The organism is Nocardia sp. PE-7 (assembly GCF_030486425.1).
In the GTDB taxonomy this organism is placed as follows: domain Bacteria; phylum Actinomycetota; class Actinomycetes; order Mycobacteriales; family Mycobacteriaceae; genus Nocardia; species Nocardia salmonicida_A.
Genome location: NZ_CP129614.1, coordinates 4169218 through 4189245, shown reverse-complemented (window position 1 = coordinate 4189245; position 20028 = coordinate 4169218). Strand labels below are relative to the sequence as shown.

Annotated in this window: 22 protein-coding genes; 13 read left to right on the top strand and 9 right to left on the bottom strand. The window is 66.9% G+C overall.

Features of this window, described 5'->3' with window-relative positions; all coding sequences use genetic code 11:
• The first annotated feature begins 63 nt into the window (after positions 1-63).
• Positions 64-429: a hypothetical protein gene (locus tag QX204_RS19815; protein ID WP_301901348.1), complete on the top strand. Its 366-nt coding sequence runs from the start codon at positions 64-66 to the stop codon at positions 427-429.
• 73 nt (positions 430-502) lie between these two features.
• Here QX204_RS19815 and QX204_RS19810 read toward each other — a convergent pair whose 3' ends face one another.
• The 5 genes from QX204_RS19810 to QX204_RS19790 form a co-directional block, all read right to left on the bottom strand.
• A complete protein-coding gene (locus QX204_RS19810) occupies positions 503-1474 on the bottom strand; it encodes a COX15/CtaA family protein (RefSeq protein WP_301901347.1) in 972 nt (323 codons plus the stop codon).
• A 68-nt stretch (positions 1475-1542) separates the two neighbouring features.
• Positions 1543-2325 carry an ABC transporter permease gene (locus QX204_RS19805; RefSeq protein ID WP_301901345.1) on the bottom strand — a complete coding sequence of 261 codons (783 nt, stop codon included), beginning with the start codon at positions 2323-2325 and terminating at the stop codon, positions 1543-1545.
• A complete protein-coding gene (locus tag QX204_RS19800) occupies positions 2322-3254 on the bottom strand; it encodes an ABC transporter ATP-binding protein (protein WP_301901343.1) in 933 nt (310 codons plus the stop codon). Before QX204_RS19800 ends, QX204_RS19805 begins: the two co-directional genes overlap by 4 nt.
• Positions 3251-4969, bottom strand: coding sequence for a polyprenol phosphomannose-dependent alpha 1,6 mannosyltransferase MptB (gene mptB / locus QX204_RS19795; protein WP_301901341.1), 1719 nt, complete (start codon positions 4967-4969; stop codon positions 3251-3253). Before mptB ends, QX204_RS19800 begins: the two co-directional genes overlap by 4 nt.
• 69 nt (positions 4970-5038) lie before the next feature.
• Positions 5039-5968, bottom strand: a complete 930-nt coding sequence (locus QX204_RS19790; RefSeq protein ID WP_301901339.1) for a rhomboid family intramembrane serine protease — start codon at positions 5966-5968, stop codon at positions 5039-5041.
• Positions 5969-6303: 335 nt separating this feature from the next.
• Between QX204_RS19790 and QX204_RS19785 the strand changes: the two genes are divergently transcribed.
• The 9 genes from QX204_RS19785 (at position 6304) to QX204_RS19745 (ending at position 13872) form a co-directional block, all read left to right on the top strand.
• A complete protein-coding gene (locus QX204_RS19785; RefSeq protein WP_301901338.1) occupies positions 6304-7098 on the top strand; it encodes a helix-turn-helix transcriptional regulator in 795 nt (264 codons plus the stop codon).
• Positions 7095-8531: a Fe-S cluster assembly protein SufB gene (sufB, locus tag QX204_RS19780; protein ID WP_301901337.1), complete on the top strand. Its 1437-nt coding sequence runs from the start codon at positions 7095-7097 to the stop codon at positions 8529-8531. Before QX204_RS19785 ends, sufB begins: the two co-directional genes overlap by 4 nt.
• On the top strand, positions 8531-9709 hold the full coding sequence (gene sufD, locus QX204_RS19775) for a Fe-S cluster assembly protein SufD (RefSeq protein ID WP_301901335.1): 1179 nt from the start codon (positions 8531-8533) through the stop codon (positions 9707-9709). The genes sufB and sufD overlap by 1 nt, the downstream gene beginning before the upstream one ends.
• Positions 9710-9741: 32 nt before the next feature.
• The gene (gene sufC, locus QX204_RS19770) at positions 9742-10509 is read left to right on the top strand and encodes a Fe-S cluster assembly ATPase SufC (RefSeq protein ID WP_301901333.1); all 768 of its coding nucleotides are present in this window, start codon (positions 9742-9744) and stop codon (positions 10507-10509) included.
• 1 nt (position 10510) lies between these two features.
• A complete protein-coding gene (locus tag QX204_RS19765; RefSeq protein WP_301901331.1) occupies positions 10511-11764 on the top strand; it encodes a cysteine desulfurase in 1254 nt (417 codons plus the stop codon).
• A gap of 3 nt (positions 11765-11767) precedes the next feature.
• Entirely contained in the window at positions 11768-12250 is a 483-nt protein-coding gene (gene sufU, locus QX204_RS19760; protein ID WP_056810385.1) for a Fe-S cluster assembly sulfur transfer protein SufU, read from the top strand.
• Positions 12247-12663, top strand: coding sequence for a metal-sulfur cluster assembly factor (locus QX204_RS19755; protein ID WP_301901330.1), 417 nt, complete (start codon positions 12247-12249; stop codon positions 12661-12663). Before sufU ends, QX204_RS19755 begins: the two co-directional genes overlap by 4 nt.
• A 66-nt stretch (positions 12664-12729) precedes the next feature.
• The gene (locus QX204_RS19750) at positions 12730-13269 is read left to right on the top strand and encodes a DUF4189 domain-containing protein (protein ID WP_301901329.1); all 540 of its coding nucleotides are present in this window, start codon (positions 12730-12732) and stop codon (positions 13267-13269) included.
• A gap of 30 nt (positions 13270-13299) precedes the next feature.
• Entirely contained in the window at positions 13300-13872 is a 573-nt protein-coding gene (locus QX204_RS19745) for a DUF4189 domain-containing protein (RefSeq protein WP_301901327.1), read from the top strand.
• 57 nt (positions 13873-13929) lie between these two features.
• Here the strand turns inward: QX204_RS19745 and QX204_RS19740 are convergent, their stop codons facing one another.
• A complete protein-coding gene (locus QX204_RS19740; RefSeq protein ID WP_301901326.1) occupies positions 13930-14556 on the bottom strand; it encodes a TetR/AcrR family transcriptional regulator in 627 nt (208 codons plus the stop codon).
• Positions 14557-14712: 156 nt separating this feature from the next.
• On the opposite strand from QX204_RS19740, the gene QX204_RS19735 reads away from it, so the two are divergent.
• The 3 genes from QX204_RS19735 to QX204_RS19725 all read left to right on the top strand — a co-directional run bounded on the left by QX204_RS19735 (position 14713) and on the right by QX204_RS19725 (position 17366).
• The gene (locus QX204_RS19735; RefSeq protein ID WP_301901324.1) at positions 14713-15999 is read left to right on the top strand and encodes a PucR family transcriptional regulator; all 1287 of its coding nucleotides are present in this window, start codon (positions 14713-14715) and stop codon (positions 15997-15999) included.
• Between the two features lie 64 nt (positions 16000-16063).
• Positions 16064-16618, top strand: a complete 555-nt coding sequence (locus QX204_RS19730) for a riboflavin biosynthesis intermediates N-glycosidase (protein WP_301901322.1) — start codon at positions 16064-16066, stop codon at positions 16616-16618.
• Positions 16619-16865: 247 nt separating this feature from the next.
• Entirely contained in the window at positions 16866-17366 is a 501-nt protein-coding gene (locus tag QX204_RS19725) for a DUF4189 domain-containing protein (RefSeq protein ID WP_301901321.1), read from the top strand.
• Between the two features lie 52 nt (positions 17367-17418).
• On the opposite strand, the gene QX204_RS19720 is transcribed toward QX204_RS19725, so the two are convergent.
• From QX204_RS19720 to QX204_RS19710, 3 genes are read right to left on the bottom strand one after another with little or no spacing between them, the layout of a single operon-like run.
• A complete protein-coding gene (locus QX204_RS19720; RefSeq protein WP_194824641.1) occupies positions 17419-18081 on the bottom strand; it encodes a methionine ABC transporter permease in 663 nt (220 codons plus the stop codon).
• Positions 18081-19094, bottom strand: coding sequence for a methionine ABC transporter ATP-binding protein (locus tag QX204_RS19715; protein WP_301901318.1), 1014 nt, complete (start codon positions 19092-19094; stop codon positions 18081-18083). Before QX204_RS19715 ends, QX204_RS19720 begins: the two co-directional genes overlap by 1 nt.
• Positions 19091-19930 (bottom strand): MetQ/NlpA family ABC transporter substrate-binding protein, encoded by an 840-nt coding sequence (locus QX204_RS19710; RefSeq protein WP_301901317.1) that lies wholly within the window; start codon positions 19928-19930, stop codon positions 19091-19093. The genes QX204_RS19715 and QX204_RS19710 overlap by 4 nt, the downstream gene beginning before the upstream one ends.
• Positions 19931-20028: the final 98 nt, after the last annotated feature.

The window sequence follows — 20028 nt, the reverse complement described above, 5'->3', positions numbered from 1 at the left end:
ACACCCCGTGTTCCGGACCACTCGGGGCTGGACTGGAAACTACCTGCCGGTAAACTCACCGCCATGAGTACAACCGCCGCCCCCGAGGCCGTGAAGGTGCCGGCCGAGGTCGAGAAGTCCATCGTGAAGTTCCTCGCCCAGCACGGTGGTTCGGGAACGGCCGTGCTGCAGTACCTCGGTAAGCAGGGTGTGCGGATCACCCTGGTCGGGGCCGACGGCATCCTCGGCGACCGGGTGGTCGGCGATATGGCGATCGCGAAGGCGCTCGTCGAGCGGATCGACGGCCTGGCCGAGACCGACGAGTGGAGTCGCGAGCTGGGCTCGATCGTCACTCCCGCCCCGACGCACTGGGCCAAGATGGCCGGTTGGGTCGCCCATCAGACCAAGTTCCCGAAGGCGCGTAACTGGAAGTTGCTCGCCGGCGCCTGACGGCCACTGACGAGAAAAGCCCGCGAATCGCAGTGCGACGCGGGCTTTTTCGTTGTCCGACGAGGGTCGGATGTCAGTGCTGGGAAGTCTGCGACAAGACGGGCGCGTCGATCTTCTCGCGCGTACGCAGCGAGGCCCACAGTGCGGCGGTCGCCGCGGTGCAGGCCGCGGCCCCGCCGACGTGGATGGCGACGAGCGCAGCGGGCACATCGGTGAAGTACTGGACGATGCCGACGAGCGCCTGCGCCAGCACGAGCCCGATCAGCACGAACAACCGCTTGCGGATGGCCGCCGACATCCCGACGGCGTACAGGCCGAAGGCGAGCCCGATCAGCAGCGCCAGGTAGCCGATCAGCAGCTGCGAGTGCAGGTGCACCAGCGTGACGATCTCGACTTCCAGCCGCTCGACCTGTCGGTCGATGCTCTTGTCGCCGGCATGCGGTCCGGCCGCGGTGACCAGCGTGCCCGCGATGAGCACACCCGCGAGCGCCACGCCGGACAGCGCGGTGAGCATGCGCAGCGGAGCGGGCACCTGGACGGTCTCGATGCCGTCGTCGGGTTCGCTGATCTTGGCGTACAGCACCACCGCGAGCCACACCATCGCCATCGAGGCGAGCAGGTGCACCGCCACGGTCCACCACAGCAGGCCGGTGCGCACGGTGATTCCGCCGATCACGGCCTGCACGACGGTGCCGCCGGGCATCAACCAGGCGTAGACCAGAACTTCCTTGCGCCTGCGCGCCCGGATGACGGCCAGCACGATCAACGCGGCGCACAGCGTCACCGCGAAGGTGAGCAGCCGGTTGCCGAACTCCACGGTCTGGTGCAGGACCGGCACTTCCGACACCCCGATGGGGGTGAAGCTGCCGGGGAAACACTGCGGCCAGGTCGGGCAGCCGAGGCCGGAGGCGGTGACGCGCACGATCGCGCCGGTCACCGAGATGCCCGCCTGGCTCAGGATCACCGCGACGGCGATGAGCCGCTGCACCCGCAGCGAGGGGAGCGGCAGCCGGTCGACGAGGCCAACGAAGGCGCGATACAGCACGTCAGGAATGGTACCGGCCGAGAATTCGACGCTGATACCAGGGCTACTACAGTGCGTCGTTGGTCACGTCAGTGGAACCGGAACAGCCGGGTCGCGAGCCACCCGCACACCACGCCCCACACCCCGAGCACCGCCACCCCGAACCAGTCGATCGACCCCGTCAAGGCCGTGTCCAGCGCGAAAGCCAACGCACCGGACGGGACGAGCCGCGCGAGCACGGTCAGCGCGGTGGGCAGGGTGTCGCCCACGAGGACCAGGCTGGCGATGCCGAGCATGATGAACCACAGGATATTGGCCAGCGCGAGCACGACCTCGGCCTTGAGCGTCCCGCCGAGCAACAGCCCCATCGCGGCGAAGGTGGCCGTGCCGAGGGCGATCACCAGCGCGCCGAGGGCCAGTCCGCCGAGACCGGGCCGCCAGCCCAGCGCGACGCCGATCGCGCCGAGCAGGATCGCCTGCAGCACCACCACGATCAGCACGGCCGCGCACTTGCCCGCGATCACGCCCCAGCGGGGCAGCGGCGTCGCGCCGAGCCGTTTGAGGGCGCCGTAGCGGCGGTCGAAGCCGACGGCGATGGCCTGGCCGGTGAACGCGGTCGACATCACCGCGGTCATCATCACCATCGGCACGATCCGGTCGACCCGGTGCTCGCCGAGGTCGCCGAACGGCAACAGGGTGAGCCCGATGAGCAGGGTGATCGGGATGAACATGGTGAGCAGCAGCTGTTCGCCGTTGCGCAGCAACAGTTTCAGCTCGAGCCCGGTCTGTGCCGTGAGCATCGCCGCCCGCGTGGCGGGACGCGGGTCGGGCGTGAAGGTGCCGGGCAGGAAACGGCTGGTGGTCTCGCTCATCCGCGCAGGTCCCGTCCGGTCAGTTCGAGGAAGACGTCTTCGAGGCGACGCTGGTCGATGCGGATGTCGGTGGCGAGCACGTCCATCCTGGCGCACCACGCGGTGACCGTGGCCAGCACCTGCGGGTTGATCTCACCCTCGACGAGGTAGGTGCCCGGCGTCGTCTCTCGCGGCGAAAAGCCTTCGGGGAGAGCCGATGTCAGCAGTGTCAGGTCGAGTTTCGGTGGGGCGCAGAACCTCAACTGGCCTGCCGCGCCATGAGCGGTGACCTCGGCGGGAGTGCCCTGGGCGACGATCTGCCCGTGATCGATGATGACGAGCTGATCGGCGAGCTGTTCGGCCTCGTCCATCATGTGCGTGGTGAGCACGACGCTCACGCCGTCGCGGCGCAAGGCGTCGATCAGTTCCCAGACGATGAGCCTGGCCTGGGCGTCCAGACCGGCGGTGGGTTCGTCGAGGAAGACGATCTCGGGCCTGCCGACCAGCGCGCAGGCGAGGGCGAGTCGCTGCTGCTGACCACCGGACAGGCGTCGATAGGGGGTGCGGCGATTGTCCTGCAGACCCAGCGTCGACAGCAGCCAATCGGGATCGATGGGATCGGCCGAGTACGCCGCGACCAGGTCGAGCATCTCGCCGGCCCGGGCGCCGGGATAGGCGCCGCCGCCCTGGAGCATCACGCCGATGCGTGGACGCAATTTTTCGGAGTCGGCGATCGGGTCGAGGCCGAGGACGCGCACAGTGCCCGCGTCCGGGCGCACGAAGCCTTCGCACATCTCGACGGTGGTGGTCTTGCCCGCGCCGTTGGGGCCGAGCAGAGCGAACACCTGGGCGGGCTCTACGTCGAACCGGAGACCGTCTACTGCGGTGGTCTCGCCATAGCGCTTGACCACACCGTCGACGCTAACGGCGGGTCCAGGGCGACTTGTCACGATGTCACACGGTAAGCCGTGCCCTCCTGTGACGGAGCCGACACCCCCGACTGCGCCCGCCACGGCAGCGTGTGCCGGGTGAGCGCGAAGAACAGCGCGAAGCACACGACGGCGGCGAGCGCGGCGCCGATGATCTGGAAGACCTGGAATTCCGCGCCACGCGGCATCACCAACATCGAGACCACCGCCGAGAACGCGACGGCGGGCACGCGGAACACCGGTTGGGTGGCCCACGCGGCCAGCGGCACGATGGCCCAGAGCAGGTACCAGGGCTGGACCACCGGGAACAGCAGCACGATCGCCGCGAGCGAGACGCCGAGCGCGCCGACCGGATGCAGCCTGCCCACGCTGGTGGCGACGAGCATGCGGACGGTCACGAAGACCGCGACCAAACCCGCGATCGGTCGGGTGATCGAGAGCAGCGCGGTGGTGTGATCGCCGAGGCCGAGCAGTACGCCGCCGAATCCGGTGACGATCCCGATGATGGTCGGCAGTGACATCCAACTCCGGACGGCGTTGGCGACGCTGAGGGTGTGGACCCAGCCGAAACCGAGACCACTGGCGAATCCGATGAACAGCGTTGTCGCCGCGGCGATCACGCCCAGCAGCGCCGCGGCCTTCGCGATGGCGACGAACGAGCCGCCCCAGCGTCTGGCCAGTGCCATCCCGACGAACCCGAGCGCGATGATGGAGGTGAGTTTGATCGATGACGACAGCGTGATCACCACCGCGCCACCGATCAGCAGCCCGTAGGCGCGGGCATCGAACGGGGGCAGATTCGTGGCCGTCAGCCGGTCGGGTCTGCCGCCTTCGCCGTAGACCGCGCGGAGCATGAGCTCCATGCCTGCCAGCATCAGACCGAGCATGAGCGCGTCGTTGTGCACGCCGCCGACCAGGTGGAACAGCACCAGCGGATTGGCCGCGCCGAGCCACAGCGCACTCACCGGCGCGACGCCGCAGCGCACCGACAACCGCGGTAGCGCCCACACGATCAGTGCCACGCCGGCCAGCGCCAGCAGCCGGTGCACCCACACCCCGGCGATGATGTTGTCCCCGGTCAGCTCCGCGATGCCGCGCCCGATCCACAGGAACAGCGGACCGTACGGTGCGGGGGTATCACGCCAGATAGTCGGCACGTTGTTGGTGAGCACGTTGTCGATCCCGAGTCCGGCGACCGGCCCTTCGGAATAGGGGTCGATGCCGCGCGCGGCGATCTCGCTCTGTGCCAGATAGGAATAGACGTCGTTGCTGAACATGGGGGGCGCCACGGACAGCGGAATGATCCACAGCAGCAGCGTGCGATCCAGCTGCGAGCGACTCAACCGGTGCAGTGGGGAACCGGCGAGGCCGCCGATGGCGAAGCGCCCCAGCAGCAGCCATGCCCCGATCACCAGCGCGGTGCCGAACATGCACATCGCCAGTGAGCCGGTGTGCGCGCGCGCGAAGATGCCGAGCACGCGAACGCCCGAGACGGGATTCTGATGCACCGGTTGCGCGCCGATGCCGAGCGCCGCGATCGCCATCAACACCGCGCCGGTCGCACCCATCAACCGGATCCGGTCCAGTTGCGCGCGTTCGCGCTTGTCGAGCCCGGGGACCTCGGTCTCGTCGCGATGCAGCACCGCCACGGTGTGATCGGGCGCCGACACGTCGAGCCCGAGGGCTCTACGCCCGAACGCCAGTGTCTTGCGCGCCGCGCCCTCCAGTACTGCCACGAGCTCAGAGCCTAGTGGGCACACGGCCGAGGGCGTCCCGCAGTCGCCTCGCGCAGGGTGGCACCGAAATTACCTGGGTGCTTCGACGGGAGTCGGCGCGGTCACGGCCGGTGGTCCCACGAACACCGGCTGCGAGCGCAGCGAGAGCACCGAGGCGATGATCACGGCCACGCAGACCACCACGACCGCGCCGAGCGCTGCCCAGCCGATGCGCTGCGCGGATCGTTGATCGCGGGCCGACAGCCAGCCGGGCACGAACAGGATGCCGAGCGCGCTCAATGTGCCCGCGGCCAGACCGCCGAGGTGACCCCACAGCGAGATCCCCGGGATCGAGAAGCTGATCAGCACGTTCACGCCGATGACCACCAGCATCGGCGTCGGGCTCTGCCGCAACCGGATCAGCGTCACGGTGACGGCGCCGAACAGGCCGTACACCGCACCGGAGGCGCCCGCGGTCGCCGTCACCGAGTCCGACAGCGCCATCACCGCGGCCGATCCGCCCAGCAGTGAGACCAGGTAGACGCACCCGTACCTGACCCGGCCGAGTACCTGCTCCAGGTCACGCCCCACGACATAGAGCGCGAACATATTGACCAGCAGATGGATCGCGCCGTAGTGCAGGAACCCCGACCCGAGCAGTCGCCACCACTCGCCATCGGCGACCAGCAGCGGGACCAGGACGAACTCGCGGAACACCGACGACCCGCGATAGTTGTCCATCGGACTACCGGCCTGGGCCGCGGTGATCATGTAGAGCAACACATTGACCGCGATCAACCCGTAGGTCACGTACGGAACCGCCGCGCCCGCACGCGCCCCGCCGACGGTCCGCACCGGGCGCACATCCTGCTGTCCCTGCCGCACGCAGTCGACACAGTGCTGTCCGACCGCGGCCGGGCGCAGACATTCGGGACAGGCGGGCCGCCCGCATCGCGTACACGCGAGTCCGGTAGGCCGATCGGGATGACGGACACACGTGGGTGTGAGCGGGTTCGACACCCTGCCATCGTGCCAGACCGCGCCCGCCGGCCGCCTCGTTCGCCACAGCGCACCTGGACCGTCGATCACTTCCGATGTGGTGCGAATATCGTCGGCGAGCAACGCCGTGAGAGCGTGGTGAAGCTCTCTGTGGCACCGGGTGCGGAGCGGGTGATCGCGGTCGAAGACCTGTGCGTTGGGTCACCCGGCCACGCGTCGGCGATCGGTCCGCAGGGGCCGCACCTGGGGTTTTGCCGGGCGGCGGAGTGCCCCGATGATCTTCATCGCAGGTCAGGGCACCCTTTGTCAGGTGACCCTTATTAGATTTAAGGAAGTAATTCCGCCACACTGGTGTTGTGAAAACCGTGGGTTTGCGGACAGGCGTGGAAAGTGACGGTCCCAAGACGACCGGCGCTCGGTCGTCGGCTGTCCCCGCGGCGACCGCGCACGAGGGGCAGACCAGGGCGGCCATCGTCCAGTTGCTGCTCGAGCAGGGGCCCATCACCGCGACGGCGATCGGCACCGAACTCGGCCTCGCGCCCGCCGGGGTGCGCAGGCACCTCGACGCGCTCATCGACGCGGGCCAGGCACGGGCGAGCCGCTCGGCGCCGTGGCAGCAGAAGGGGCGCGGCAGGCCGGCCAAGCAGTACCAGCTCACCGCGGCGGGCCGGGGCAATCTCGGTCACGCCTACGACGATCTGGCCGGGGCGGCGATCCGTCAGCTCGGTGAGATCGGTGGCGACGCCGCGATCGCCGAATTCGCCCGCAAGCGGGTTCGCGTGATCGTCGACGGCATCGAGCCCGTCGCCGACCACACCGCACCGGTGATCGAAGCGAAGGTGGAGGAGATCGCGGAAGCGTTCGCCGAGGCCGGTTTCGCCGCCACCACCCGTCAGGTCGGCGCCGGTGTGCAGATCTGTCAGCACCACTGCCCGGTGGCCCACGTCGCCGAGGAGTTCCCGCAGTTGTGCGCCGCCGAATTGGACGCTTTCCGCGACCTGCTCGGCACCCACGTGCAGCGACTTGCGACGATCGCCAACGGCGATTGCGCCTGCACCACCCACGTACCGCTGGTCGCGGTGCCGAAGATCCCATCCGCCGCACAGCCCGCGGCGGGACGAACGAACGACTCCGGAAGGAGTGCCGAATGACGACCCCTACCGACCAGGTGCAACCGCTCACCCAGGACGAAACCATCGCCTCGCTGGGCACCTACGGTTACGGCTGGTCCGACTCCGATGTGGCCGGTGCCAGCGCACAACGTGGCCTGTCGGAGGCCGTCGTCCGCGATATCTCGGCGAAGAAGAGCGAACCCGACTGGATGCTCGACGTGCGCCTCAAGGCGCTGCGCATCTTCGATCGCAAGCCCATGCCGAACTGGGGTTCCAACCTCGACGGCATCGACTTCGACAACATCAAGTACTTCGTTCGTTCGTCGGAGAAGCAGGCCGAGAGCTGGGAAGACCTGCCCGAGGACATCAAGAACACCTACGACAAGCTGGGCATCCCCGAGGCCGAAAAGCAGCGTCTGGTCTCCGGTGTCGCCGCGCAGTACGAGTCCGAGGTCGTCTACCACTCCATCCGTGAGGATTTGGAGCAGCAGGGCGTGATCTTCCTCGACACCGATACGGCGTTGAAGGAGCACCCGGAGATCTTCCAGAAGTACTTCGGTTCGGTGATTCCCGCCGGCGACAACAAGTTCTCCGCGCTCAACACCGCCGTCTGGTCGGGTGGCTCGTTCATCTACGTGCCGCCGGGCGTGCACGTCGACATCCCGCTGCAGGCCTACTTCCGGATCAACACCGAGAACATGGGCCAGTTCGAGCGGACGCTGATCATCGTCGACGAGGACGCCTACGTCCACTACGTCGAGGGTTGTACAGCCCCGATCTACAAGTCCGACTCGCTGCACTCCGCGGTCGTGGAGATCATCGTGAAGAAGGGCGGCCGCTGCCGCTACACGACCATCCAGAACTGGTCGAACAACGTGTTCAACCTGGTCACCAAGCGCGCCAAGGCCGAAGCGGGCGCCACCATGGAGTGGGTGGACGGCAACATCGGCTCCAAGGTCACCATGAAGTACCCGGCGGTCTGGATGACCGGCGAGCACGCGCACGGCGAGGTCCTCTCCGTCGCGTTCGCCGGCCCCGGCCAGCACCAGGACACCGGCGCCAAGATGCTGCACCTGGCCCCGCACACCTCCTCGACCATCGTGTCGAAGTCGGTGGCGCGTGGCGGCGGTCGCGCGTCGTACCGCGGTCTGGTCCAGATCAACAAGGGCGCCCACGGTTCCAAGTCGACCGTGAAGTGTGACGCGCTGCTGGTCGACACCATCAGCCGCTCCGACACCTACCCCTACGTCGACATCCGCGAGGACGACGTGACGATGGGGCACGAGGCGACCGTCTCCAAGGTCTCCGAGGAGCAGCTGTTCTACCTGATGAGCCGCGGCCTCACCGAGGACGAGGCGATGGCGATGATCGTGCGTGGCTTCGTGGAGCCGATCGCCAAGGAATTGCCGATGGAGTACGCATTGGAACTGAACCGGCTCATCGAGCTGCAGATGGAAGGGGCCGTGGGCTGATGTCGACGCTCGAGACGCCGATCCAGAATCCTGGCGCGGGCGCCGCGGTCAACAAGGGCGAGGTCTTCACCTCGTTCGACGTCGACCAGTTCGAGGTCCCGTCGGGTCGCGACGAGGCGTGGCGGTTCACCCCGCTGCGTCGCCTGCGCGGCCTGCACGACGGCACCGCGGTCGCCGATGGTCAGGCAGTCATCGAGGTGAGCGAGGTCGCCGGAGTCACCGTGGAAACGGTGGGCCGCACCGACTCTCGTCTCGGCCAGGCCGGTACCCCCGCCGATCGCGTCGCCGCGCAGGCCTATTCGGGTTTCTCCGAGGCGACCGTGATCACCGTCGGCCCGGAAACCGAGGTGTCGGACCCGGTGACGGTCACCATCACCGGTCCCGGTGAGGGCAAGACCGCCTACGGTCACCTGCAGGTACGCCTGGACAACTTCGCCGTCGCCACCGTGGTCATCGACCAGCGCGGCAGCGGAACCTACGCCGAGAACGTCGAATTCGTGCTCGGTGACAGCGCCAAGCTCACCGTCGTCGCGGTCCAGGAATGGAACGAAGACGCCGTGCACGTCACCGCGCACCACCTGAAGCTGGGCCGTGACGCGAACCTGCGCCACGTGTCGGCCACGCTGGGCGGCGACCTGGTCCGTCTGTCGGGCACCGTGCGCTACGCCGGTCCCGGTGGCGAAGCGGAGCTGTTCGGCCTGTACTTCGCCGACGCGGGCCAGCACTTCGAGCAGCGCCTGCTGGTCGATCACGCCGAGCCCAACTGCAAGTCCAATGTGCTGTACAAGGGCGCGCTGCAAGGCGATCCGTCCTCGGCCAAGGGCGATGCTCGCACGGTCTGGATCGGCGATGTGCTGATCCGCGCGGCCGCCGAGGGCACCGACACCTACGAGGCGAACCGCAACCTGGTGCTCACCGACGGCGCGCGCGCCGACTCGGTGCCGAACCTGGAGATCGAGACCGGCGAGATCGCCGGTGCCGGACACGCGAGTGCCACCGGCCGTTTCGACGACGAGCAGCTGTTCTACCTGCGCGCTCGTGGCATTCCCGAAGACGTCGCCCGCCGCCTGGTCGTGCGTGGCTTCTTCTTCGAGATCATCCAGAAGGTCACGGTCCCCGAGGTCCGGGAGCGGCTCGAGGCGGCCATCGAGGCCGAACTCGCCACTGTCGGTATCTGACACCACTTACTGCAACGAAGGATTCGAATTCGATGACCACCTTGGAAATCAAGGACCTGCACGCCGAGATCACCACCCCCGAGGGTGAGTCGAAGCAGATCCTCAACGGCGTCGACCTTACTGTGAAGTCGGGCGAGACGCACGCCATCATGGGCCCCAACGGCTCGGGCAAGTCCACGCTGTCCTACGTGATCGCGGGCCACCCGAAGTACACCGTTACCCAGGGCACCATCACCCTCGACGGTGAGAACGTCCTCGACATGTCGGTCGACGAGCGCGCCCGCGCCGGCCTGTTCCTGGCCATGCAGTACCCGGTCGAGGTCCCCGGCGTCTCGATGTCGAACTTCCTGCGCACCGCCGCCACCGCCATCCGCGGCGAGGCCCCCAAGCTGCGCACCTGGGTCAAGGAGGTGAAGGAGTCGATGAAGGAGCTCGACATCGACTCGGCCTTCGCCGACCGCTCGGTGAACGAGGGCTTCTCCGGTGGCGAGAAGAAGCGTCACGAGGTCCTGCAGCTGGGGCTGCTCAAGCCGAAGATCGCGATCCTCGACGAGACCGACTCCGGTCTGGACGTCGACGCGCTGCGCATCGTCTCCGAGGGCGTCAACCGCTACAAGGAGCGTGCCGACGGCGGCGTGCTGCTGATCACCCACTACACCCGCATCCTGCGCTACATCAAGCCCGACTTCGTGCATGTGTTCGTCAACGGCAAGATCGTGGCCGAGGGTGGCTCCGAGCTGGCCGACGAACTCGACGCGAACGGGTACGAGCGCTTCACGTCCGCGACCGCTGGAGCCTGATATGACCGCTACGGTGCCCGCCCTCGACGTGGCCCGGATCAGGGCCGACTTCCCGATCCTGCATCGCACGGTGCGGGATGGGAAACCGTTGGTGTACCTGGATTCCGGTGCCACCTCGCAGCGTCCGCTGCAGGTGCTGGACGCCGAGCGCGAGTTCTTGCTCACCCGGAACTCCGCGGTGCACCGCGGAGCGCATCAGCTGGCGGAGGAAGCGACCGACTCCTACGAGCAGGCGCGCGCCGATATCGCCCGCTTCGTCGGCGCGGATCCCGGCGAGATCGTGTTCACCAAGAACGCGACCGAATCGCTGAACCTGGTGGCCAACGCCTTCGGTGACGACCGGTTCCCCTACAAGGTCGGCCCCGGCGACGAGATCGTCATCACCGAGCTCGAACACCACGCGAATCTCGTTCCGTGGCAGGAGCTCGCGCGTCGCACCGGTGCCACCCTCAAGTGGTACGGCATCACCGACGACGGCCGCATCGATCTGGACTCGCTCGAACTGTCTTCCGCGACAAAGGTTCTCGCGTTCAGTCACCAGTCGAACGTGACCGGCGCGGTCGCTCCGGTGGAGGAACTGATCCGCCGGGCGAAGGCCGTCGGCGCGCTCGTCGTGCTCGACGCCTGCCAGTCGGTGCCGCACATGGCGGTGGATTTCCACGAGCTCGGTGTCGACTTCGCCGCGTTCTCCGGCCACAAGATGCTCGGCCCGATGGGCGTGGGCGGACTGTACGGCCGGCGCGCGCTGCTCGAGCAGACGCCGCCGTTCATCACCGGTGGGTCGATGATCGAGACCGTCACCATGGAGAAGACCACCTACGCGCCGCCGCCGCAGCGCTTCGAGGCGGGCACGCCGATGACCTCGCAGGTCGTCGGGCTGGCCGCCGCGGTGCGCTATCTCGAGGAACTCGGCATGGACGCCATCGCGGCCCACGAGCACGCGCTCACCGGCGCCGCGCTCGAGGGTCTGTCCGGTATCGACGGTGTGCGGATCGTCGGGCCGGTCGAGAACGTCGATCGCGGTGGCGCGGTGTCGTTCGTGGTCGACGGGATCCACGCCCACGACGTGGGCCAGATCCTCGACGACCAGGGCGTCGCCATCCGGGTCGGACACCACTGCGCCTGGCCGCTGCACCGCAAGTTCGGCGTCGCCGCCACCGCACGTGCCTCGTTCGCCGTCTACAACACCCTCGATGAGGTCGACGCACTGGTCACGGCCGTGCGGAAGGCCAAGACCTTCTTCGGAGTTGCCTAGCTCATGCGTATGGAGCAGATGTACCAGGAAGTGATCCTGGATCACTACAAGCACCCGCACCACCGCGGGCTGCGGGAACCGTTCGGTGCGCAGGTGCACCACGTGAACCCGACCTGCGGTGACGAAGTGACGATGCGGGTGCAGATCGACGACGCCGGCGAGGTCGCCGACGTCTCCTACGACGGCCAGGGCTGCTCGATCAGTCAGGCCGCCACCTCGATCCTCACCGATCAGGTGATCGGGCTGCCGGTGCAGCAGGCGCTGAAGGTCGTCGACTCGTTCAGCGAGATGATCTCCAGCCGCGGCACCGTCGAAGGCGACGAGGACATGATCGGCGACGGCATCGCCCTCGCCGGTGTCAGCAAATACCCGGCGCGGGTCAAGTGCGCGCTGCTGGGGTGGATGGCGTTCAAAGACGCTGTCGTGCAGATCAGTTCGGCCGAGGAAACCAAGGCACCGATGGGAAATGGGGAGTCTGCCACATGAGTGAGAGCACCGATACCGCACAGATCCCGGACGCCGCCGAGGCAGTCGAGGTCGACAAAGCCGTCGAGGCCGTCGAGGTCGAATTGACGGCCGAACAGATCCAGCATCTCGAAGACCTCGAAGAGGCGATGCGCGACGTCGTCGACCCCGAACTCGGCATCAATGTCGTCGATCTCGGCCTGGTCTACGGCCTTTCGGTCGATGGGGAGAACATCTGCACCCTCGACATGACGCTCACCTCGGCGGCCTGTCCGCTGACCGACGTCATCGAGGACCAGTCCCGCAACGCGCTGGTGCGCAGCGGCCTGGTCGAGGACCTGAAGATCAACTGGGTCTGGATGCCCCCGTGGGGCCCGGACAAGATCACCGACGACGGTCGCGAACAGCTGCGCGCCCTCGGCTTCACGGTGTAACACTGCGCTTTCGGGGCCCGGATCCTTGATGGATCCGGGCCCTTCGCGCGTTCGGTGCGCTCATGCGTGGACGGCGATGGAGTGATCTTTCACCGCGGGGTTGGCTATCACCGGGCGATCGATGATGATCTTGGAGGTTCCGGACTTTCGGAGCTGTTTCCAGAGGAGATCTTTCGAATGAGTTTCATGGGTAAGGCCGGCTTCGCCGTGGCGGCGCTGGGTCTTGCGGCCGGGTCGGTATTCGGTGCCGGTTCGGCGAGCGCGGCCAGTCTGCACGGCGCTATTTCTTTCAGCGACGAGGCGTGGACCTACGGGTTCAGCGTGAACCAGCCGAGCGCGCGGGCCGCACAGGATGCTGCGTTGGCTGACTGCACTCCGGACGACTGCGAAATCTGGGCTTCCTGGTCCGATGGTTGCGGCGCCATTGTTTCCGATGGTGAGGGCTCGATCGCAGTCGGCACCGGTGCGACCAGGGCCGAGGCCGAGTCCGACGCCTACGTCAGCTTGTCCGAACTGAGCCCGCGGGCGCTGTTGGCGGCCACCGGTTCGGCAAGCTTCAGTGGGTCGCATGTCGTCGACGTGATCTGCACGGCGAACGCACGCTGATCACCGCGTAGTGGTGGGGCCCGGATCCTGATGGATTCGGGCCCTTCGTGTTTCGGTGATGCGCTGGCATGGCGCCGTGTGATTTTCTCCGGTTCGGTTGGCTATCACGATGCAATCAGTGATGATCTTGAAGGTTCCGGACTTTCGGAACTGTTTTCAGAGGAGATCTTTCGAATGAGTTTCATGGGTAAGGCCGGTCTCGCCGTGGCGGCGTCGGTTCTTGCGGCCGGGTCGGTGCTGGGCGCCGGTTCGGCGAGCGCGGCAGGCGACCAGTGGGCGTCGATCGCGTTGAGCGATGGCCGGGCGATCTACGGCACCAGCGTCAACGAGGCCACCGCCGAGGCGGCCGAGGCCGCCGCGATCGCCGACTGCCACCTGGCGGACTGCAACGTGGTGACCACCTGGGCCAACGGCTGCGCCGTGCTGATCGAGAGCGACAACGGCATCGCATGGGCGACCGGGCCGACGCGGGCGGAGGCCGAGCGCAAGGCTTATGAGAACCTCTCCGAGCTGACGCCGACCGCACTGCTGGCCAACACGGGCTCGGCGGCCCTGAGCGGCACCGAGATCGTCGACGCGATCTGCACGGTGAACGCGCGCTGATCATCGCGTAGTGAACGGGCTCGAATCCTTTCGGAGGATTCGGGCCCGTTTCGTTGTCTACTGGGCGTTTTCGGCTGCCGAGACCGCGTCGATCCAGGCGCTGATCATGTCGGCGGTGCCGGCGATGACGGCATCGAGTTCGACATCGTCCAACTCGACCGAACGCAACGCCGTGGCGAAACCGGCGTTGAGCACGACGAAGGCCATCACGTCGATGTCGACGTGTTTGATCGGGCCGATCATCTGGAGGATGTAGAGCTTGATGAGCATCCGCAGCCGGGGTTCGAATTCGGGGATGCCGCTGCCGTGGAACTGCAGATCGGTGACCAGGGCGCGCACGAGCGGCCCGTTCGCGACGAGGATGTCCACGGCCGAGCGGATCAGATCGATCACGGCATCGCGGGGGGATTGGTTCGCGCTGGCGCTCAGCAGCTGGCTGTAGCGCTCCTCTACCTGCAGAAACAGGCTGTCGTTGAGTTCTTTGACGATCTCGTCGCGATCGTTGAAGTACCGGTACAGCGTGCCGATACTCATGCCCGCTTCGGTCGCGATCCGATTCGTCGAGGTATTGCCGATCCCGCGGGTACCGAAAAGATGAGCGGACACCGTGAGAATGCGGGTTCTGGTTTCCTTCGCCCGGTCTTGCTTGGGGCGTTTGCGCTGCTTATCGGCTTGCGGGGGCATTGACGGACCTCGGCGGAAAGAAGAGTAGAAGGTGAGCTGTCGCTCACCCTACAGTCATGATCACAGAGAAACCGAAGTGCGGGTCATCACATGGGCCAACACGACGGAGGCACAACCACTACCGGCGGCGCCGGGGTGTAGAAGGAGGAGTCGACGATGACGATCTCACTGGACGAGACGGCCCTGTGGCAGCCCTTGCGTGATGTGCGGACGATGACCAGCCGATTGGTGGGCCACTTCGTCGACAATGTCGCGACCTGCCGGACGCTACCCGGCGATGTGATCGCAGGCGACGTCACCTCGGTCACCCGGATGTGTCTGGAAATCGTCGGCGGAATGCTGGACGGCCGCGACGAGGAAGTGAAACTGAACCGGCTCGCGGTGGCGGCGGCGGGGTGGGCGCGCGAAGGCGTGCCGATCGACACGATCCTGCACGCTTTCCACGAGGGTTTCCGGCTCTCCTTCGACGCGGTCTACGACGAGGTAGCCGACGCCGATCGCGCGAGCCTGATCCACGGCTTCCGGCGGGTGGTCGAGATCTCGGACCTGTTGTGTACCACCGTGACTCGTTCCTACATCCGCGAGCACCGCGAGGCCGTCGGCGAACGTCACACGGCCGTGCACACGCTCACCTCGGCGCTGCTGGCCGGTCAGTCGACCGTCACCATGGCGCGCGAGGTCGGCATCACTGTCGCCGACGCGTACTCGGTGCTCGCCCTGTCGATCGGGCCGCATCCCGACGAGCGCGATCCGCGCGTGAACGGCGCGGTGGTGGCCCGGCGCAAGCTGCGGCGGGTGCAAACGGCGCTGGCGCACCGGTGCGGTGAGCAGGTGCTGTCACTGCTGTCGGTCGACGGCGGTACCCTGCTGATCCCGGCCGATCTGTTGGTCGACGAGCAGCTCGACGCACTGGTCGAGGCGCTGTCGCGGGCCGCGCACGTCGACGTCACGGCGGCGCTGGTGCCCGCCACCACCGAGGAGATCCCCGACGCGGCCCAGCGTGCCCACGAACTGCTGGACATGGTGGAGCGTCTCGACAGCGCCCCCGGCCTCTACCGCTTCGGCGACCTGGCCTTGGAATACCAGCTCACTCGCCCCGGCCCCGGTCGCGCCCGTCTCGGCGAGCTGCTCGCTCCCCTCGACAACCATCCCGAGCTCTACGAAACCCTGCGCGTGCACATCGCCAACAACATGAACCGCCAGCGCACCGCTCGCCTGCTGCACATCCACACCAACACCGTCGACTACCGCCTGCGCCGAGTAGCCCAACTCACCGGCCTCGACCCGGCCCAGTCCTCGGGCCTGTGGCAACTGCGCTCCTCGATGATCGCCCGCAGCTTCCATACCGGCGCCGTCGACAGATCCACCGGGGCCGACACCAGAATCCCCCGCCGTCCCGCCCCTCATCCCTACCCCGACCTGGACGGCATCCGGACGGCCTGACCCGACCGAGTCGGCAGTGCCCGGTCGTGGTCTATGGTTATATAGACCAAAACTAGGAGGGGTGATGGCTGTCGAATCTGTGGAGCAGTTGTGTCAGGCGATCGCGCAGGGTATTTCGCCGAAGTACCTGGCGTTCTGGGGGCACACCCCACGTCGTGACGGCACGATCGGGTCGAGCAGCCTGAGCCAGTGGTGGCCTGCGACGTTCACCGTCGACGGTCTGGAATTCGCCACCGCCGAGCACTACATGATGTGGCGCAAGGCGATGCTGTTCGATGATCCGGCGACCGCGGCGAAGATCCTCGGGGTCGGTCATCCGAGCCAGGCGAAGAAGCTCGGCAGACAGATTCGGAACTTCGACGACAATGTGTGGGAGCGCGCGCGGTTCGACATCGTGGTCGCGGGGAGCGTGGCCAAGTTCGGCCAGGATGACGCACTGCGGCGATATCTGGTCGGCACCGGCTCGCGCGTGCTCGTCGAAGCGAGTCCGGTGGACCGGATCTGGGGGATCGGGTTGGCCGCCGACGATCCGGGTGCGACAGATCCGCTGCGGTGGCGGGGACTCAACCTGCTCGGATTCGCGTTGATGCGGGCGCGGGAGGAGTTGGTTCGCCCGTAGCGGTTTCGGTCCGCCGCTACTTGTCGGAGGGCGTTGTTACGCTGTGGCGGACGAGCGGTTCGGGAGGAATCGAGCGTCACGACACGCGAGAACCGTTGTCGCCGACTATGTCTCGGCGCTATGACCGGTTTCGCCGAATGGTTGTCGCCGCGATGCCGGAAAGCTATTTCCGGGGGAGTGGGCGGGCCGTTCATGATGGGTTCGGCTTCGAGGTGCGGAGTCGAAATTTCGACGGGGAGAATCTCTGATGTCTGTGGTGGGCAAATATGCCCTCGGTGTGGCTGTCATGGCCGCGGTGGCCGCGTTCACCGTGGTGAACGCGGGGGCCGCTTCCGCGGGGGCCAGCGGTGTGGCGATCGCCGAGGTGCCGGGGTACACGGCGGTGTCGCGCGATGGTGGCTTCCAGGCCGCGGCGGGCGATCTCTATGGGGCGCTGGCCTTGTCGGCGGGGCAGGCCGTGGTGGCCTCGGCGGTGAACTACGGCAGCTGGGCGGCAGCGAGCCAGGCCGCGCTCGATGAGTGCGGTGTGCGCGACTGCCAGATCGTCGTCGAGTTCCGCAATGCCTGCGGTGCGGTGGCGCAGGGCGCGGACTACCGCTTCGGATGGTCGTGGGATCACTCCCTGGCCGCGGCCGAGCGTTCGGCGGTGGACGTACTCGGCATCAGCGCGGCGCCGTTCCCGGATCCGGGCTCGGCCTCACCGCGTGCGGCGAGCGTCATCCTGTCGGCCTGCACGGCCAACGTCTAGGAATCCCCGAAAGTAGGGGCACGGACCGATCCGGTCCGTGCCCCTACCGGTTTCAGCGGCGCAGCACCTTCCTGGCGAGCCAGTTGCCGAAGAACTGCACGCCCTGCACGCCGACGATGATGATCAGCACCGCCACGATCGTGACCTGCCACTGGAACTGCTGATACCCGTAGACGATGGCGAAATCACCGAGTCCGCCGCCGCCCACCGTGCCCGCCATCGCCGAGATATCGACGATCGAGATCACCACGAAGGTATAGCCGAGGATCAACGGCCCCAACGCTTCCGGAATGAGCAGCGTGAGAATGATCCGTAGCGGTCCCGCACCGACCGCACGCGCGGCCTCGATCACGCCGGGATCGACCGTCACCAGGTTCTGCTCCACGATCCGGGCGATCCCGAACGAGGCCGCGACGATCATCACGAACAGCGCCGCCTCGGAGCCGATCGTGGTGCCGACCACCTCCAAGGTGACCGGGCCGAGCGCGGCCAGCAGGATGATGAACGGAATCGGACGCACCACATTGACGAACACATTGAGCACGAAGTAGATCGGCGCGTTCGCCAGCAGCCCACCCTTGCGGGTGGTGTAGAGCGCGGTCCCGAGCACCAGCCCGATCACGCCCGCGACAACGAAGGTCACGCCGACCAGGTAGATCGTGGTTCCGATCGCCTCGAACAGTGTGGGCCGCAGCTTCTCCCAGTTGGTCTCCATCAGCTCGCCTTCCGTTCCAGGTCGGCGACCACGCGATCCACCGCGACATCGGGCCCGTGCAACGCCAGGGTGATGCTGCCGAAAGTCCTGTCCTGCAACGTGCTCACCCCGCCGTAGACGATCTCGAAACGCACGTCGGCGGCGGTAGCGGCGGCCAATGCCGCCCCGATTCCGCTGTGATCGTCGATGTCGACGGTCACCAACCGGCCGCCGTGCAGCTCCCGCAAGCGATCCAGTTCCGCCGCGTCGGGCCGGTTGTGCAGCACCGTCGCCACGAACGAGCGCGTCGGCGCGGCCTGTGGTGCGGCGAAAACATCGAAGGTGGAAGCCAATTCGACGATCCGGCCCTCGGCGAGCACCGCCACCCGGTCGGCGACCGCGCGGATCACATCCATCTCGTGGGTGATCACCACGATGGTCACCCCGAGTTCGACGTTGATCTTCTTCAGCAGTCGCAACACTTCGCCGGTGGTCTCCGGGTCGAGCGCGGAGGTGGCCTCGTCGGCCAGCAACAGCGAGGGCGAGGTGGCCAATGCCCTGGCGATCCCGACACGCTGCTTCTGCCCGCCGGAGAGCTGATCGGGGTAGGCGCGCGCCTTGTCGGTGAGCCCGACGAAGTCGAGCAGCTCGGCCACCCGGGCCTTACGCTCGGCCCGCTTCCAGCCCGCCACCTTCAGCGGATATTCGATATTGCCCGCGGCAGTGCGTGATCGGAACAAGTTGAACTGCTGGAACACCATGCCGATATCGCGGCGCAGCGTGCGCACCGCCGACTCCGGCACCCCGGTGATGGGGGTGCCGGAAATCGTGACGGTGCCCGAAGTCGGCTTGTCCAGCGCGTTGATCAGCCGGACCAGGGTGGACTTGCCCGCCCCGGAATAGCCGATGACGCCGAAGATCTCACCTGGTTCGATCCGCAGGTCGATGTTGTCGAGTGCGGTGTGCCGATCGCCGCCGCTGCCGAAAACCTTGGTGACGGAACGAAATTCGACAGCGGCGGGTTGCGCACTCACTTGGCCGTGCGGATGCCCTGCTGCACCCGGTCCAGGATCTGTTCGAGCTCGGCGCCGGGACGATTCACCGCGACCGCGGTGCCCTTGGTGACCTCGGCGTGGGCGGTGGCCACGGCCGGGTCCTTCCAGATCTCGACCAGTTTCAGATACGTCGGGTTGGTCTTGTCCTCGGCGCGGCTGACGATCACGTTGATGTACGGCTCCGCCGCCGGATTCTTCGGATCATCTTTGTACAGAGCCGATTTCGGGTCGATACCCGACCGGTCCAGGAAGGTGTTGTTGATCACTGAGCCGTCCACCGACGGCAGCGACAGCGCGGTCTGGGCGGCGTCGACCGGGGTGACGCGCACCTTGGAGGCTGCCTTGTCGATATCGGCGGGGGTCGGCTGGACCGAGGTGCCGGTGATCTTCAGCAAGCCGGCCGCCTGCAGCACGAACAGCGCGCGCGCCTGGTTGGTCGGATCGTTGGGGATCGCGATCTCGCCACCGGCCGGGATGTCGGCGAGAGCCTTGTGCTTCTTCGAGTACAGACCCAGCGGAACGATGTAGGTCGAGCCGATCGGGGTGAGGGTATCCGAGCTCGCGACGTTGTACTGGCCGAGGAACTGCAGGTGCTGGAACAGGTTGAGGTCGATCTGTTTCTGCGACAGCGCCGTATTCGGCTGCTTGTAATCGGAGAAATTGCTGACCTTCAGGGTGATGCCCTGCTCTTTCGCCTTCTGTTCGAAGACCTCGAAAGCCTTGTCCTTGTCGGTGGTGCCGATCCGCACGACCGTGCCCGACTCGTCATCGGAACCGCACGCGGTCAGGGTGAGGGCCGCGGTTGCTATCAGCACTGGGATCGCCAGTGTCCGACGGAATTTCACTTGTACTCCCGAATCGCTCGCAGAAGATGAACTCGGCCATCCAAGCTGTCGGCGCTACCCGCCGACAA

What these genes read in the sequence shown, in the direction of transcription:
- QX204_RS19815 (WP_301901348.1), top strand. Translation starts at nt 64, where the DNA reads ATGAGTACAACCGCCGCCCCCGAGGCCGTGAAGGTGCCGGCCGAGGTC.
- QX204_RS19805 (WP_301901345.1), bottom strand. Translation starts at nt 2,325, where the DNA reads ATGAGCGAGACCACCAGCCGTTTCCTGCCCGGCACCTTCACGCCCGAC.
- sufB (WP_301901337.1), top strand. Translation starts at nt 7,095, where the DNA reads ATGACGACCCCTACCGACCAGGTGCAACCGCTCACCCAGGACGAAACC.
- sufD (WP_301901335.1), top strand. Translation starts at nt 8,531, where the DNA reads ATGTCGACGCTCGAGACGCCGATCCAGAATCCTGGCGCGGGCGCCGCG.
- sufC (WP_301901333.1), top strand. Translation starts at nt 9,742, where the DNA reads ATGACCACCTTGGAAATCAAGGACCTGCACGCCGAGATCACCACCCCC.
- QX204_RS19765 (WP_301901331.1), top strand. Translation starts at nt 10,511, where the DNA reads ATGACCGCTACGGTGCCCGCCCTCGACGTGGCCCGGATCAGGGCCGAC.
- sufU (WP_056810385.1), top strand. Translation starts at nt 11,768, where the DNA reads ATGCGTATGGAGCAGATGTACCAGGAAGTGATCCTGGATCACTACAAG.
- QX204_RS19755 (WP_301901330.1), top strand. Translation starts at nt 12,247, where the DNA reads ATGAGTGAGAGCACCGATACCGCACAGATCCCGGACGCCGCCGAGGCA.
- QX204_RS19745 (WP_301901327.1), top strand. Translation starts at nt 13,300, where the DNA reads ATGGATTCGGGCCCTTCGTGTTTCGGTGATGCGCTGGCATGGCGCCGT.
- QX204_RS19740 (WP_301901326.1), bottom strand. Translation starts at nt 14,556, where the DNA reads ATGCCCCCGCAAGCCGATAAGCAGCGCAAACGCCCCAAGCAAGACCGG.
- QX204_RS19735 (WP_301901324.1), top strand. Translation starts at nt 14,713, where the DNA reads ATGACGATCTCACTGGACGAGACGGCCCTGTGGCAGCCCTTGCGTGAT.
- QX204_RS19730 (WP_301901322.1), top strand. Translation starts at nt 16,064, where the DNA reads ATGGCTGTCGAATCTGTGGAGCAGTTGTGTCAGGCGATCGCGCAGGGT.
- QX204_RS19725 (WP_301901321.1), top strand. Translation starts at nt 16,866, where the DNA reads ATGTCTGTGGTGGGCAAATATGCCCTCGGTGTGGCTGTCATGGCCGCG.
- QX204_RS19720 (WP_194824641.1), bottom strand. Translation starts at nt 18,081, where the DNA reads ATGGAGACCAACTGGGAGAAGCTGCGGCCCACACTGTTCGAGGCGATC.